The sequence below is a fragment of the Pseudomonas migulae genome, from assembly GCF_043225285.1.
Classification (GTDB): domain Bacteria; phylum Pseudomonadota; class Gammaproteobacteria; order Pseudomonadales; family Pseudomonadaceae; genus Aquipseudomonas; species Aquipseudomonas migulae_C.
The window spans coordinates 3,437,090-3,451,717 of sequence record NZ_CP171224.1; the positions used below are offsets into that span (position 1 = coordinate 3,437,090).

Annotated in this window: 13 protein-coding genes; 8 read left to right on the forward strand and 5 right to left on the reverse strand. The window is 60.4% G+C overall.

Going from position 1 to position 14,628, the window contains the following annotated elements; translation table 11 throughout:
* Positions 1–9 precede the first annotated feature (9 nt).
* From accB to gcbA, 5 genes are all read right to left on the reverse strand, one after another.
* A complete protein-coding gene (gene accB / locus ACF6ZU_RS15825) occupies positions 10–474 on the reverse strand; it encodes an acetyl-CoA carboxylase biotin carboxyl carrier protein (RefSeq protein ID WP_253435803.1) in 465 nt (154 codons plus the stop codon).
* Positions 475–498: 24 nt separating this feature from the next.
* The gene (gene aroQ / locus ACF6ZU_RS15830) at positions 499–954 is read right to left on the reverse strand and encodes a type II 3-dehydroquinate dehydratase (protein WP_392885101.1); all 456 of its coding nucleotides are present in this window, start codon (positions 952–954) and stop codon (positions 499–501) included.
* 141 nt (positions 955–1,095) lie between these two features.
* Positions 1,096–2,838 carry a protein-disulfide reductase DsbD gene (locus ACF6ZU_RS15835; protein ID WP_392885102.1) on the reverse strand — a complete coding sequence of 581 codons (1,743 nt, stop codon included), beginning with the start codon at positions 2,836–2,838 and terminating at the stop codon, positions 1,096–1,098.
* Between the two features lie 174 nt (positions 2,839–3,012).
* On the reverse strand, positions 3,013–4,959 hold the full coding sequence (locus tag ACF6ZU_RS15840; RefSeq protein WP_392885103.1) for a methyl-accepting chemotaxis protein: 1,947 nt from the start codon (positions 4,957–4,959) through the stop codon (positions 3,013–3,015).
* A gap of 52 nt (positions 4,960–5,011) precedes the next feature.
* Entirely contained in the window at positions 5,012–6,682 is a 1,671-nt protein-coding gene (gcbA, locus tag ACF6ZU_RS15845) for a diguanylate cyclase GcbA (RefSeq protein WP_392885104.1), read from the reverse strand.
* Between the two features lie 325 nt (positions 6,683–7,007).
* Between gcbA and ACF6ZU_RS15850 the strand changes: the two genes are divergently transcribed.
* The 8 genes from ACF6ZU_RS15850 to speA all read left to right on the forward strand — a co-directional run bounded on the left by ACF6ZU_RS15850 (position 7,008) and on the right by speA (position 14,411).
* Positions 7,008–8,159 carry a DUF2515 family protein gene (locus ACF6ZU_RS15850; RefSeq protein ID WP_392885105.1) on the forward strand — a complete coding sequence of 384 codons (1,152 nt, stop codon included), beginning with the start codon at positions 7,008–7,010 and terminating at the stop codon, positions 8,157–8,159.
* Positions 8,156–8,839, forward strand: a complete 684-nt coding sequence (locus tag ACF6ZU_RS15855; RefSeq protein WP_392885106.1) for a hypothetical protein — start codon at positions 8,156–8,158, stop codon at positions 8,837–8,839. Before ACF6ZU_RS15850 ends, ACF6ZU_RS15855 begins: the two co-directional genes overlap by 4 nt.
* Before the next feature lie 14 nt (positions 8,840–8,853).
* The gene (locus ACF6ZU_RS15860) at positions 8,854–9,360 is read left to right on the forward strand and encodes an Hcp family type VI secretion system effector (RefSeq protein WP_392885107.1); all 507 of its coding nucleotides are present in this window, start codon (positions 8,854–8,856) and stop codon (positions 9,358–9,360) included.
* Entirely contained in the window at positions 9,357–9,833 is a 477-nt protein-coding gene (locus tag ACF6ZU_RS15865) for a hypothetical protein (protein WP_392885108.1), read from the forward strand. Before ACF6ZU_RS15860 ends, ACF6ZU_RS15865 begins: the two co-directional genes overlap by 4 nt.
* 154 nt (positions 9,834–9,987) lie before the next feature.
* On the forward strand, positions 9,988–11,055 hold the full coding sequence (locus tag ACF6ZU_RS15870; protein WP_392885109.1) for a DUF2333 family protein: 1,068 nt from the start codon (positions 9,988–9,990) through the stop codon (positions 11,053–11,055).
* A gap of 3 nt (positions 11,056–11,058) precedes the next feature.
* Complete coding sequence (locus tag ACF6ZU_RS15875) at positions 11,059–11,616, forward strand: NUDIX hydrolase (protein ID WP_392885110.1); 558 nt, start codon at positions 11,059–11,061, stop codon at positions 11,614–11,616.
* 292 nt (positions 11,617–11,908) lie between these two features.
* On the forward strand, positions 11,909–12,280 hold the full coding sequence (locus ACF6ZU_RS15880; protein ID WP_027921891.1) for a translation initiation factor Sui1: 372 nt from the start codon (positions 11,909–11,911) through the stop codon (positions 12,278–12,280).
* A gap of 217 nt (positions 12,281–12,497) precedes the next feature.
* Positions 12,498–14,411, forward strand: a complete 1,914-nt coding sequence (gene speA, locus ACF6ZU_RS15885) for an arginine decarboxylase (RefSeq protein WP_392885111.1) — start codon at positions 12,498–12,500, stop codon at positions 14,409–14,411.
* The last annotated feature ends 217 nt before the right edge of the window (positions 14,412–14,628 follow it).

Genomic DNA, 14,628 nt, shown 5'->3' on the forward strand with positions numbered 1-14,628 from the left:
CTCCGCGGTTCAAACGATGGTGAACAGCGGTTGGTCGTACTCAACCGGCTGGCCGTCTTCGACGAGGATGGATTCGATCACACCGCTGGTTTCAGCTTCGATGTGGTTCATCATCTTCATCGCTTCGACGATGCACAGGGTGTCGCCTTTCTTCACGGTCTGGCCGACTTCAACGAAGGACGGCGAGCTTGGCGAAGATTTGCGATAGAAGGTGCCGACCATTGGCGAACGGGCAACGGTGCCGTTCAGAACAGGGGCGGCCGGAGCAGCAGGGGCGGCGGCGGCAGCAACCGGGGCAGCAGCGGCTGGCGCTGGAGCCGGAGCGTGCATTGGTGCCGGAGCGTAATACTGCTGAGCCGGGGTCTTGCTGTGGCGGCTGATACGTACGGACTCTTCGCCTTCCTTGATCTCGAGCTCGTCGATGCCGGACTCTTCCAGCAATTCGATCAGTTTCTTAACTTTACGGATATCCATGAATCATCAACTCCCAAGGGTCGGTCAGGGGCGTATAGCTTGTTGTTCAAGCTGCTCTAGTGCAGCCTCCAGGGCCAGTCGATAACCGCTGGCGCCAAGGCCGCAGATCACTCCCACCGCTACGTCGGAGAAGTAAGAGTGATGGCGGAAAGGTTCGCGTTTGTGCACGTTAGACAAATGCACTTCGATGAATGGGATGCTCACCGCCAGCAGCGCGTCACGTAATGCGACACTTGTGTGCGTAAAAGCTGCTGGGTTGATCAGAATGAAGTCCACACCTTCGCTGCGGGCAGCGTGGATGCGGTCGATCAATTCGTACTCGGCGTTGCTTTGCAGGTGCAGCAAATGGTGGCCGGCTTCACGGGCACGACGTTCCAGGTCCTGGTTGATCTGCGCCAGCGTCGTAGCGCCATAGGTGCCCGGTTCGCGGGTGCCGAGCATGTTCAGGTTGGGGCCGTGCAGAATCAATAGGGTCGCCATCTGCTGTTCCTTGTTATCCGTGTGCAATTGTCAGAACCCGGCGACTATGCCGCAAAGCCTTTGTGACTGTCCAGTTCTATGCAATAGCCAGCACGATGGCCGATGTTTGCGCGAAATTTGTGACCGGGTGATTAAATCCGGTCATTTGCTTTTGTCTCGCGCTTGCGCAACACGTTCGGCGAAGTCCGCCGCATTGATCTCGCCAATCACCCGGACATCGGAGCGTTCGACGCCGTCCTTGCCGAAAAACATCAGTGCGGGAGGGCCAAACAATTTGTAGCGGTCGAGCAGGGCTCGTTGCTCGGCATTGCTGGCGGTGATGTCGAAGCGGATCAGTCGATAGCCTTTGAGGCGTTCGACGACGTTGCTGTCGTTCAGCACTTCGTGTTCGATGACTTTGCAGCTGATGCACCAGTCGGCGTACCAGTCGAGCAGCAGCGGGGTGCCGGAAGATTTGGCTTCGGCGAGGACGCGATCCAGTTCAGCGGGCGTGGTGACGGTTTGCCAGTTGTCGCTGCTCTGCGGCTGCTCGCTGCTGCTGACGATTCGCGGTTGGCCAATCGGGTTGAGCGGATCAGTCTGGCCACTGAACGCGCCGAACCAGCACGCCAGCGCATAAAACAGCAGGAACATGCCGAGCAACTGGCCGACGCGCTTGCGCGGTGGCTTGTAGACGAACTCCAGCGCACCCATGAACAAACCGACACCACCGGCCAGCAGGCCGATCAGCAGCAGCGTGATCTGTCCCGGCAGCACGCGACTGAGCAAACCGATCGCCAGGCCCAGCAACAGCACGCCAATCGCGTTTTTCACGTAGACCAGCCATGGCCCGCTTTTCGGCAGCCAGGCAGCGCCACCGGTAGCGACCAGCAACAGCGGGGCGCCCATGCCGAGGCCGAGCATGAACAGCTTCAACCCGCCGCCGAGCGCGTCGCCGCTGGCGCTGATGTACAGCAGCGCACCAGCCAGCGGCGCCGAGACACAAGGCGAAACCAGCAGGCTGGACACCACGCCCAGTACCGCCGCGCCCCACAACGAGCCGCCTTCGGTGCGACCGGCGATGCGGTCCAGCCGACTGCTGATCGCCTGGGGCAACTTGAGCTCGAAGACACCGAACATCGCCAAGGCAAACAGCGCAAAAAACATCGCGAACGGCACAAGCACCCAGGCCGATTGCAGGCGTGCCTGAAGGTTGAGCTGAGCGCCGAACATTCCCATCAACGCCCCCAGCAGGGCAAAGCAGGCGGCCATCGGCAGCACGTAAGCGAGCGACAGATTGAAACCGCGCAGCCCGCCGACCTGCCCGCGCAACACCACGCCGGACAGGATCGGCAGCATCGGCAGTACGCAAGGGGTGAAGGTCAGGCCCAGGCCCGCGAGGAAGAACAGGGCGAGCTCGCGCCATCCCCAACTGGTGGACGCAGTGCCAGTGCCCTCGATACTCAGGCGTTCGGTCTCGGGCGGGTAGCACAGGCCTTTGTCGGCGCAGCCCTGATAGGTCACGGCCAGCGTGAAGGCGCGTTGATCGCTGCGTGGCAGTTCTACATCGAGAATCCCGTGGTAGACCTCGACGTCGCCAAAGTACTCATCGTGCTTTTGTTCGCCCTTGGGCAGTTGCGCGGTGCCGAGCGCGACATTGGCCGGGTCGGCACGAAACTGGAAGCGATGGCGGTAGAGGTAGTAGCCCTCGGTGGCGACGAAACGCAGTTTGATCGACAGTGGCGTGGTTTCTACCAGGCTGAGCTGAAAGGCTTCGCGCACCGGCAGGAAGTCGGCGCTGTTGTTGATCGAACCCAGGGTGGCGCTGGGTCGGCTCTCCAGCAAGCCGGTGGCGGAGGCCGGCAGGGCGAGTACTAAAAGCAGCAGGCAGAGCAAACGGCGCATGACGATCTCGCGTATCGGAATTGGGGGCATGATAGCGGACAGTGGCGGGGTGTGCTGGGCGGGATTTTGGGGTGATTGTGCTGACGCCATCGCGAGCAGGCTCGCTCCTACATTGGGTCGGTGTACGCCATCCAAATGTGGGAGCGAGACCGGCTTGCCGGCGATGGCGATCTGTCAGACGCGGAAAGCCTGAACGGCGGTATGCAACCGCCCACCCAACACCAGCAAATGCTCCCCTTGCTCGCGCCCTTCACCAATGCGCAGCAGGTTATCCCCGCCCAATTGGTGAATCCGCTCGCTGTGATCCCGGATCTCGCTGACCGCGCCACTCTGCTGGGCCGTGACATCGGCGATGCGCACCGCGGTGTCGGAAATGGTCTGGATCGCCCCGACGATTTTATCCAGCGCGCCATCCGCCGCCTGCGCCTGATTGGCCGTGGCTTCGGCGTGTTCGACCTGCGCGCGCATGCCTTCCACCGATTGTCGCGCCGCCGTCTGCAACCCGGCGATCAAGGTCTGGATCTCGGCGGTAGCGCCTGCCGTGCGTTGTGCCAGTGAGCGAACTTCTTCGGCCACGACGGCAAAACCACGGCCCATTTCCCCGGCGCGGGCGGCTTCGATGGCGGCGTTCAGGGCCAGGAGGTTGGTCTGGTCGGCAATCGAACGGATCACCGTCAGCACGCCGCCGATGGTCGCGGACTCTTCGGCCAGGTGTTCGATCATTTGCGCGTTGCCTTGCACTTCATCGACCAGTGCGTGCAGCCCGGTGAGGCTCAGGCCGATGACTTTCTGCCCATGTTCTACCGCCAGTCCGGCATGGCGGCTGGCATCGGCGGCCTGGCTGGCATCACCCGCCACTTGTTGAATGGTCGCTTCCAGTTCGCCAAGAGAATCGCGGATCAGCGCGGTGTCGCCAGCCTGATGCTCGGCGCCGCTGTGCAGGTCGTTGCTCAATTCGGCGAGCGTGCGGCTGCTGCCAGCGACCTGTTCGGCGTTGAGGCGGATGGTCCCGACCAGATCGACGAGGTAGGCGCGCAAGCGGTTGAGCGAGGCCTGAATATCGTGGAGCTCGCGATTGGTCTTGCCCAGTTCGATGTCCCGGCTGAAGTCGCCCTCGGCCCAGGTCGACAGGGCCGGCGCGAGGTTGGTCAGTGTTCGGGCGAGGCGGCGTTGCAGGGTATCGATGAGCAGTGCGATCAGCAGGATCAGGCCGATCATTACGCCCTGCATCAGCCGCACTTCGCCCTGGATCTGACCGTGCTGGGCGCGGACCACCGGCTCCAACCCGGCGATGGCCTGTTGTACTGCAGTGATCTTCAGGTGCGTCGCGGCGCTGAGGTCGGCGCGTTTCTGGATCTGCTCGCGGGTGCGTGCAAGCTCGGCGGGGTAGCGAGTCAGCAGGCTGTTGAGTTCGCGTTTGAGCCCGACTCCGGCATCTTCGGCCACGGTTTTTTCGGTGTTCTCCAGGCCCATCATGGCGGCGAAGTCGTCGGTGCTCGATTCAGCCTTGCTGGTGACACCCAGTAGCGGTAGGGCATTCAACAGTTCAGCTTGAGCGCGGATATTGGTGACTTCACGCTCAACATCGGCAGCCAGTTCGCTGCGGCCGCTGCTGACCAGTTTGTCCCGGGCCAATGACAGTTTTCCCAAGTGCTGGGAAGCCGTCAGCAAAGGCGCGAGATACGTTGCATTGCTACTGGCGTACTGGCTGAGCTGATCAAGGCTGGCGCCGAGTTCGCGTTCAGCTTGTAACAGCAGCGCTTGCGGATCACCGGCGAGTTTGCCGGCGGCGAGCAGATCGGTTTTGCTGAATTCGTCGAGGTTCGACAGGCTGGGGCGCAAGGTGTCGGCCAAGGCGGGCGGCAACTCCCCGAGCTCCTTTTGCAGCGTGTCGATGGCCTGGCTGGCGCTACTCAGGCGCAAGGCGTCACCGCTGGCAAGGTAGTCCTCGACGTTGCGTGCCACTTCATTCTGAAATTGCTGCGACAGCCCGAGGTAGCGCTCCATCAATAAATACGGGCGTTCCAGGGCTTTTTGCGACCACCAGAGCGTGGCGCCGAGGGCCACGCACACGGCGACTAAAAGGAGGGTGTTGAGATTGGTCAGCAGCTTCAGGCGCATCGCGGTACTACCAACGGCAGAATGGTAAGTGCCTGAAGTTATTGCGTTTCTGTTACAGGGTTATGACTGAATGGGGTGATTCCGATGAAAAGGTGGCACTTTGCTGTGATGTCCGTGCCGCTTGTACGCGGTTACGCCCGGCGTGCTTGGCGCGATACAGCGCTTCATCCGCCTGGCTGGCCATCATCAGGCCGTCAGACGTTTCGCACAGCTCAACCACCCCGGCGCTGAAGGTGCACCAGAGATCCTGCGGCTGGGCGGGGTAATGAATTTCCGCAAAGCGTTGACGGATCTCGTCGAGGACGTTGTAGGCCGCTTCGATATCGGTATCCGGCATGACGATGGCGAATTCTTCGCCGCCGTAACGGCCGATGAAATCGGTCTTGCGCAGGCGCTGCTTGAGAAACAGCGCCAGGCTCTTGATCACGCGGTCGCCCATCGGGTGGCCGTGGCTGTCGTTGACCCGTTTGAAGTGGTCGATGTCGAGCATCGCAAAGCTCAGCGGCTTGTTCTCGCGGCGGGCGCGGAAGCTGCAGTCTTCGAGCAATTGCAGGATGTGCGTGTGGTTGTACAGCCCGGTGAGGCTGTCGCGGACCATCCGCGCCTTGAGATTGCGCGCCCGCGCCGCGCGATTGCGCACAGTGGTGATCAGGTGCCGCGGCTTGATCGGTTTGGTCAGGAAGTCATCGCCGCCTTCGCTCATGGCGTCGAGCTGCTTGTCCAGGTCGTCTTCGGCGGACAGGTAAATGATCGGCACGCTGACATAACGGTCGTTGTGGCGAATCACCTTGGCCAGTTCGGTGCCGGTGCAGGTCGGCATGTACATGTCGAGGATGATCAGGTCGGGCTGGAAGTCCGCCAGCTCGGCCATCGCCTGGATCGGTTCGATCAAGGTGCGCGTGACGATCCCGGCGCTGTTGAGCAGGCGCTCGGTGTGCAAGGCCTGGGCGCGGGAGTCGTCGATGATCAACACTTTATAAGGTTCGTACTGCGCGACGCAGGTCAGGACTTCGATCTTCTCCAGCAGGCTCGACGCTTCGAGGGTGCCTGTGAGGAATTCCTGGCCACCGGCACGCACGGCGGCGAGGCGGGTCGGGGTGTCGGTTTCGAGCAGGCTGAAAAACAGCAGCGGCAGCGGCTCGTCCAGGCCGACCTGGGCTTCGGCGGCCAGTTGCAGGCCGATGCCGGGGCCGCTGAAGTCCACGTCCATGACGATCGCGGCAGGCAGGCGTTCAACCATCGACGAGCGGAACGCGGCCACGCTGTCGAGGGATTGGGCGCTGAGGCCGAAGAATTCAAGCTGCTTGGCCAGGCGCTCGGCACGTTCGTGATCCTGGAGCATCACGTAGATCGGCTTGCGCAACGGCGGCAGGAAAGTTTGTTCGAGTTGGTCGCCATGGCGCAGGCCGGTGCGCGACAGGCGCTGCATCAAGCGATTGAGGTCGGTGATCAGCCCGCTGCTCAGGCGTCCGCGATTGGCGTCGACAGCCTCCAGCGACTGGCCGATGTGACGGGCCAACTGGGTGTGTTCGGGTTGTTCGAAGCGCTCGGCGAAACGCAGCAGGCGCAGGTTGGCTTCGCTCAGTTCCGATAAATCGGTGAGCGACCACTCACTGCGTTGCAGGCGCTGCCAGATCTCAAGAATTTGACGTGCCTGATGAATTACCCGCTGGGCAAAGTGGTGCTTGAGGCGCTCACGGCTGGGGTCTTCTGGCTCGGTCATATCCTGACTACTAGTTAGGGTGCATGCTGAGATCGACTGGTGGCTCTATGCTAGCACCTCTTTTCGATTGGATGAGTGTCGTACGTCAATAATCTGCAAAGCGGCATCATTCAGTTTCTGACCGGCCGGTCTTGATTGGTGAGTATTTGATCGCTGGAAGCCTCTAGACAGGGTGTTTCAGAATTGCCCTGATGCTTTTTCAGGAAGCTTCCCAGGGGCTGGCGAGCCTTGCCTGTCAGGGATTTCTGATTTTTCCAGCGCCGGATCCGGAGCGGATTTTTGCCTGATAGGGTTCAGGGATTCCCCTATACGCCAACGGCCCCTCATGACCCAGTGCTTCAAAGAACAGCCCAGCGATCAGCAGCGCCTCAACCAGAACACCACGCCCGTTGCTGACTGTGAATGCAAAGAAGAGCGGCTGTACGGCAGCAAGACGCTGGTTACCGATGTGCCGATTCTCACGTGCGCCTGCCTGTGGCGGATTTACCAGCGCGAGGCGGAAGAAATCGTCGCCCCCGGCGGGGTACTGATCGCTGATCCGGTTGAGCGCAATCGCGCGATCAATGCGGCTTACGCCCGTTTGTGGCTGCACGACTCAAGATTTCAGTGGGCCGGATTGGCGGCATTCGCGTCGAAGCAGGTCGGTTGCGGGTTGTTGCATGCGGCGGACAGTGTCGAGCTCATTCGTGCGGAGCATGAGGCGCGGGAGCGTGTGCGTGATGGCCGCCGCAAGTTCGGTTTGTTGACGCCGGACAGGATGGTCTGGCAGGCGCAAGCGTTGCGTGACTATAAGGAAGCGGATGCGCGCAATCCGGTGCCCTCTGTGGATTTGCGTTTTGCGGGTGAGGAGTTGTCGTTGGTTCAGCAGCAGTTCCGGCATGTGCACGAGATGATGGCGTTGGGGAATACCACGCTGTTTCTGGATGTTTTTCCGTTGCATGAGTTTTTTGCGAAGCGTGGGTTCAGAGAGTTGAAAAAGTGTTTGGAAGCCCGGGCGGGAATAGTTGGGCATCCGAAGTTTCCAGTGCTGTGGCCAGTGGGGAAGGAGACGCTGGAATTCGGGCAGGTTTATAACGAAATTTTGCTGGGTTTTGAGGCGATAGAGGATGGAGACATCGCCGGAAGTGTTGAGCATCTGGCGCGGCATGAGCAGAACAATATCCTCCAGCCGACGATTTACCAGGACCGTCAATTGGTGGCTTTGCTGCGTGCCAACCACGCCTCCTACGTCACGGGGTTTCCTTCCGGCGTTGCCCAGGCGATTGAGTTGACGCTTACCAGCCAATGTCAACGCGTTGAGGATGGCCGCACCATCGATTTTGGCGACAACCCACTGGCGGACTTGTCTGACATCAAGCAGCGAATGGCATTCGTGCTTCAGGCCGCAGCGCGGTTTGATCAGATGCTCGGTGACCACAACCGTAATGCATTAGAACAGTCGATCAGTGAGATCGCATCGAGCGGTAGCAGCCTATGACTCTGCGATCACGTTTGTTCGGCTGGCGCTGCGGTGCCTATCTTCTCGTCCTGGCTTTGCTGACGTGGGTCGCCTTTCACCAGCTGACACAGCCTCTCTGGGATGAACCTGAAATCGTCCTTGAAATGGGCGGGACGTATGAATATCTGCACAGAAATTCTTCCGCCCCCTTTAGTCCGCAGATACGCGGACATATCTGGTCCGGTATCCCTATGACCGATGCGAGATTGCGATTCGTCGACCCGCAATTTGGATTCACCACTCCCGCCGCGCGCTTCTTCAGTGTCGGATTTGACGACAACGTCATTTACAGCATCCGCATGTCCCCGCAGATAGAGCCACTATTGATCGATGATGCTCTCAAGGTAGTTCTCGACCTGCAAAACCAATGGCGTGAAAAAGGCTGGGTGGCAAAGGGGTTACGAAACAATCCCACGATCGCCGATACCCCTGAGTGGCGAGCCTACTTGAGAAAAGGAATTCTCTCCGGGCGATCCTTTTGGCAGGCAAGCGATAAGTATCAAGCCATGCTGATATTGGGGCGCTTCAAGGATTACCGAAACCCCACCGAAGAACGCTACCTCATCACCCTGGCGCTCGCCAAACCCTGGGTCCCCTTCGACGAAATCGAAGACATGTACGACGAACCCTCGCACTTCCCCGCCCCACAACCCAAATAAAAAGGAGCCTCACCATGCCAACCCCCGCCTTCATGACCCTCCACGGCGAACGGCAAGGCCTGATCAGCGCGGGTGCGTTCACCGAGGCATCCGTGGGTAACGTCTACCAGCTGGGTCGCGAGGACCAGATCATGATCCAGGCCCTGAGCCACGGCATCTTCGTGCCAAAAGGCTCAGGCGCGGGCCGTCGGATGCACAAGCCCTTGATCATCACCAAGGCCATCGACAAGGCATCACCGCTGATCAACAACGCTCTGTGTTCGGGCGAGTTGCTCACCCAGTGCCGCGTCGAGTGGTACCGCACATCGGCTCAGGGGATCCAGGAGCACTTCTACACGATGGAGCTGGAAGATGCGGTGATCGTCGGTTCGGAAGTGCTGATGCCCCATTGCCAGGATCCCGACACGGCCCACGTCACTCAACTGGAGAAGGTTCACTTCAGTTACCGGCGAATCAATTGGCGGCACGAAATCAGCCGAACCATGGGTTGCGATGAGTGGAGCACCGGGGAACACGCATGAGGCTGGTCAATGAGCGTGAGCTGTCCGAATCGGAGCGGCACAATGCCTGGCCCAGTGAGCAAGCGTTGGCGCTCGTGCGCGAGGCGCTGCTGGATGGGCGACCCATCGAAGGCCTCGCCGAGTTGCGTGCCGGCCTGTCGATCAATCTCGACAGCGAGGTGCTTGAGCAGGTTGAGCGAGGAGAGTGGTGGCTGGTCAAGGCCGAAGCCGACTACGTTGACTGGGCGATGCCGGAGCGGGCCTTTGATCCAAAGGTGATCGAGCTGATGCAAAATCCGCCCGTCCAGCCTTCAAGAACGCCAAGCGTCTTTCGGCTGAGAGAAAGCGTAACGGGTGAGCCGCTGGCACAGCGTCACTACCTCGCGACGGTGGATGGGGACACTTCTCCACGCAGAACCGACCCCGAGGGAATTGCGCATCTTTTTGTTTCGAACGAGGTTCAGCACATCTCGATGAAGGTCGTTGGCGTTTAAGTCGGGCAGGGCGGCTAGCGTTCATTGGCACGCGGTTGTCACATCACCTGACGGAAATTTATCCGGATCACCCGACGACGGGTGCCGGGCAAAGGCACGTTGTTGTATGGTTGTGGTCGAACCGATGAACTCAAGTGATTGAAAGGATATCGCCATGCTGGACTGGAAGAACCGCGCGGGCAGCGCGCCTGAACGTGCCGCTGAACCGAAGTCGGCTACCCGCAGTTACATCGGTGGCCTGCTGTTCAGCCGGGCGCTGGCCACGTTGATCGCCATCTACCTGATCGTGACCATTGCGCTTGGCTGGTACTGGAGCCAGGAACCGGCACTGTTTCCGGTTCAACAGAATGCCCAGGTGGCGGCCGAGAAAGAAGGCAAGCAGATGGTCATCGGCTACACCACGGTGGAAACCCTCAAGACCGTCGCCGATACCTTGCTGACCAAACCGGGCGGCTACATTTCCAATGACCGTTTCCCGCCGGGCCTGTGGATGGATAACACGCCGAGCTGGGAATATGGCGTGCTGGTCCAGGTCCGCGACCTGACGCGTGCGCTGCGTAAAGACTTTGCCCGTTCGCAATCGCAGTCGGCCGAAGACTCCGATCTGGCGAAAGCCGAGCCGCGTTTCAACTTCGACAATAAAAGCTGGGTGCTGCCGTCCAGTGAGTCCGAGTATCAGGAAGGCATCAATTCCCTGAGCCGTTACCAGGCTCGCCTGTCCGACCCTTCGCAGAAAAACGCGCTGTTCTATGCCCGCGCCGACAACCTGAACAACTGGCTGGGCGATGTCGGCACCCGTTTGGGCTCGCTGTCGCAACGCCTGTCGGCCAGCGTGGGCCGGGTCAAGCTGAACACCGCGCTGAAAACCGAAGTGGTCGCGCCGGGTCAGGTGCCACAGGTTGACGAAGAAATCGTCGAAACCCCGTGGATGCAGATCGACAACGTGTTCTACGAGGCTCGCGGCCAGGCCTGGGCGCTGTCCCACTTGCTGCGCGCCATTGAAGTCGACTTCGCCGATGTCTTGGCGAAGAAGAACGCGACCGTCAGCGTGCGCCAGATCATTCGTGAGCTGGAAGCTTCGCAAGAGCCGGTCTGGAGCCCGATGATCCTCAATGGCAGCGGCTTCGGCGTGCTGGCCAACCACTCGCTGGTCATGGCCAACTACATCTCCCGGGCCAACGCGGCGGTGATCGATTTGCGTCAACTGCTCAATCAGGGCTGAGTCATGGTCGATAACGCCAGAGAAGCCGCGCACCGCGTGGCCTCGGATGCCGAACAGATCGCCTGGGTCGACGAGCAGGACAACCTGCTCGGCGCCCTGGTCCGTTCCGACCTGCGCGAGCGCGGGCTGATCGGGCGCGGCACCTACATCATGCTGTTCAATTCCGCCGGTGAACTCTGTGTACACCGGCGTACCTTGAGCAAGGCGATCTATCCCGGTTACTGGGACGTGGCGGCGGGAGGCATGGTGCTCGCGACCGAAACCTACGCCGAATCGGCTGCCCGTGAGCTGGAAGAAGAGTTGGGCGTGAGCGGCGTGGAACTGACCGCCCATGACCATTTTTTCTTCGAAGACACCGGCAATCGCCTCTGGTGCTCGGCGTTTTCGGCGGTGTGGGACGGCCCGTTGATCCTGCAACCGGAAGAAGTGCTCGAAGCGCGCTTTATTCCCATCGATCAGGTCATGCTGGAAATCGAGCAGAAGCCTTACTGCCCGGACTCTTTGGCCGCGTTGAAGCGCTATCTCAAGGCTCGTGGCGAAGACGTCGCAAAAGAGGCATAAATTGGCGCCGATTGGCTCTTAGCAATCGGCGTTTTTGCCGTTACACTGCGCGACCTTTTCAAACTGAACCGGATTGCTGTTTCTGTAGGAGCGAGCTTGCTCGCGAAAAACGATAGGACGACACGTATTGCCAGATGCCGCGCGTTATCGTTGACGTCCATCGCGAGCAGGCTCGCTCCTACAAGGGTTTTTCCGTTTCAGTAGCGCTGCCCCTGCCTGAGTGGGGCTTCGCGGTCGATGGCACTTGCCCCAAGTGCCGCGACCAGTCTTTGTCCTCCCAAGAGGATTGCCGGTGGCCAAAAAAGCCGCATCCTTCGCCGCCCTTGGTGGCCTGGTATTTTCCACCGACGCAGGTCGTCATTGCCCGGATTGCAGTAAGCCGGTGGACGCCTGTATCTGCAAACAGACCGTTATCCCGGCCGGCGACGGCATCGCTCGCGTGCGTCGCGAAAGCAAGGGCCGTGGCGGCAAGACGGTGACGACCATCACCGGCGTGCCGCTGGCCGAAGACGCGCTCAAGGAACTGGCGACCACGTTGAAGAAGCGTTGTGGCACCGGTGGGGCGTTGAAAGACGGAATCATTGAAATCCAGGGCGATCATGTCGAGCTGTTGTTGGGCGAACTGATCAAGCTCGGTTTCAAGGCAAAGAAGTCCGGCGGCTAGCAGCCTCTGTGAAAACCACCCCGGCTTGATCCGGTCCTGATTGACCCGGGACCTGGCGTCGTCTACATGGTTTTCACAGAGCCTGTTCTGACCGGTTTCTAAACTCACTGCGGTCAGCGAGGTCTATCCCCTCGTTGACGAACCGTCATTTTCATCCTTTAGACTGCGCCGGCCTGAACCCAGGCGACGCTCTATGACTTCTTTATAGGGGACTTCAATGTCCGTACGACGCACACGCAAAGACGATGGCAGCCAATGGACAGTTGCGGACAGCCGCAGTGTTTACGGGATTCGCCATTGGGGGGCCGGATATTTCGCGATCAATGACGCCGGTCGCGTCGAGGTTCGTCCGAACGGTCCGGCCAGTTCGCCTATCGACCTGTTCGAGCAAGTCGACCAGCTGCGCAAAAGCGGCCTGTCCTTGCCGTTGCTGGTGCGTTTCCCCGACATTCTGCAAGACCGCGTGCGTCAGCTGACCGGTGCCTTCGATGCCAACATCGAGCGCCTGGAATACCAGAGCAAATACACCGCGCTGTACCCGATCAAGGTCAACCAGCAGGAAGCGGTGATCGAAAACATCATCGCCACGCAGAACGTGTCGATCGGTCTGGAAGCCGGCTCCAAGCCTGAGCTGCTGGCGGTACTGGCGCTGGCGCCGAAAGGCGGCACCATCGTCTGCAACGGTTACAAGGACCGCGAGTTCATCCGTCTGGCGCTGATGGGCCAGAAACTCGGTCACAACGTATTCATCGTGATCGAGAAAGAATCCGAAGTCGGTCTGGTGATCGAAGAAGCCGCTTCGCTGAAGGTCAAGCCGCAGGTTGGCCTGCGCGTGCGTCTGTCGTCCCTGGCCTCGAGCAAGTGGGCGGACACCGGTGGCGAGAAATCCAAGTTCGGTCTGTCGGCGGCGCAACTGTTGTCGGTGGTCGAGCGTTTCCGCGCGGCGGGCCTGGATCAAGGCATTCGTCTGCTGCACTTCCACATGGGTTCGCAGATCGCCAACCTGGCGGACTACCAGCACGGCTTCAAGGAAGCGATTCGTTACTACGGCGAACTGCGTAACCTCGGTTTGCCGGTGGATCACATCGACGTCGGTGGCGGTCTGGGCGTCGACTACGACGGTACGCACTCGCGCAACGCCAGTTCGATCAACTACGACATGGACGATTACGCCGGTGTTGTGGTCGGGATGCTCAAGGAGTTCTGCGACGCGCAGAGCCTGCCGCACCCGAACATCTTCTCCGAAAGCGGCCGTTCCCTGACCGCGCACCACGCCATGCTGGTGGTGCAAGTCACCGACGTCGAGAAACACAACGACGACGTGCCGCAGATCGACAACAAGGAAGCGCTGCCGGAAACCGTGCAGTGGCTGGTTGACCTGCTCGGCCCGACCGACATCGAGATGGTCACCGAAACCTACTGGCGCGCCACGCACTACATGAGCGATGTCGCCACCCAGTACGCCGACGGCAAGCTGACCCTGGCCGAGAAAGCCCTGGCCGAGCAATGCTATTTCGCCGTGTGCCGTCGCCTGCACAACTCGCTGAAGGCGCGTCAGCGTTCCCACCGTCAGGTGCTCGACGAACTCAACGACAAGCTGGCCGACAAGTACATCTGCAACTTCTCGGTGTTCCAGAGCCTGCCGGACACCTGGGCCATCGGCCAGGTCCTGCCGATTCTGCCGCTGCACCGTCTCGACGAAGAGCCGCTGCGTCGCGCCGTGCTGCAAGACCTGACCTGCGACTCCGACGGCAAGATCAAGCAATACGTCGACGAGCAGAGCATCGAGACCAGCCTGCCGGTACACGCGCTGAACGAAGGTGAAGACTACCTGCTGGGTATCTTCCTGGTCGGTGCCTACCAGGAAATTCTCGGCGACATGCACAACCTGTTCGGTGACACCGACTCGGTGAACATTTACCAGAATGCCGACGGCAGCGTGTACCACGCGGGTATCGAAACCCACGACACCATCGAAGACATGTTGCGTTACGTGCACCTGTCGCCGGAAGAGCTGATGACCCACTACCGTGACAAGTGCGCCAGCGCACGCATCACGGCCGCCGAACGCACCCAGTTCCTCGACGCCTTGCGCCTGGGTCTGACCCGTTCGTCTTACCTGTCGTCTTGAGGTAACTCGCCGCTCCCATCAGGTTGTCCGAAAATGTTCCGCGCGCTGCGGAAATTTCGGATGACTTGGTGCGGCGGTTCTCTATTTTTCCGCGAAACCCTCCTCACTCCCGGCTATCAAAGCGATTTGGTCCTCTTTTCGCGTAGGCCATTTCCTAAGTTGTACTTCGGCACTCTACTCGGCCATGTCTCTCGGCGAGAATCCCCGGCCGCCCCTC

Excerpts from the sequence above, each read along its gene's own strand:
- ACF6ZU_RS15835 (WP_392885102.1), bottom strand. The coding sequence starts at position 2,838 with ATGCGCCGTTTGCTCTGCCTGCTGCTTTTAGTACTCGCCCTGCCGGCC.
- ACF6ZU_RS15860 (WP_392885107.1), top strand. The coding sequence starts at position 8,854 with ATGCCAACCCCCGCCTTCATGACCCTCCACGGCGAACGGCAAGGCCTG.
- accB (WP_253435803.1), bottom strand. The coding sequence starts at position 474 with ATGGATATCCGTAAAGTTAAGAAACTGATCGAATTGCTGGAAGAGTCC.
- speA (WP_392885111.1), top strand. The coding sequence starts at position 12,498 with ATGTCCGTACGACGCACACGCAAAGACGATGGCAGCCAATGGACAGTT.
- ACF6ZU_RS15840 (WP_392885103.1), bottom strand. The coding sequence starts at position 4,959 with ATGCGCCTGAAGCTGCTGACCAATCTCAACACCCTCCTTTTAGTCGCC.
- aroQ (WP_392885101.1), bottom strand. The coding sequence starts at position 954 with ATGGCGACCCTATTGATTCTGCACGGCCCCAACCTGAACATGCTCGGC.
- gcbA (WP_392885104.1), bottom strand. The coding sequence starts at position 6,682 with ATGACCGAGCCAGAAGACCCCAGCCGTGAGCGCCTCAAGCACCACTTT.
- ACF6ZU_RS15875 (WP_392885110.1), top strand. The coding sequence starts at position 11,059 with ATGGTCGATAACGCCAGAGAAGCCGCGCACCGCGTGGCCTCGGATGCC.
- ACF6ZU_RS15850 (WP_392885105.1), top strand. The coding sequence starts at position 7,008 with ATGACCCAGTGCTTCAAAGAACAGCCCAGCGATCAGCAGCGCCTCAAC.
- ACF6ZU_RS15855 (WP_392885106.1), top strand. The coding sequence starts at position 8,156 with ATGACTCTGCGATCACGTTTGTTCGGCTGGCGCTGCGGTGCCTATCTT.
- ACF6ZU_RS15865 (WP_392885108.1), top strand. The coding sequence starts at position 9,357 with ATGAGGCTGGTCAATGAGCGTGAGCTGTCCGAATCGGAGCGGCACAAT.
- ACF6ZU_RS15870 (WP_392885109.1), top strand. The coding sequence starts at position 9,988 with ATGCTGGACTGGAAGAACCGCGCGGGCAGCGCGCCTGAACGTGCCGCT.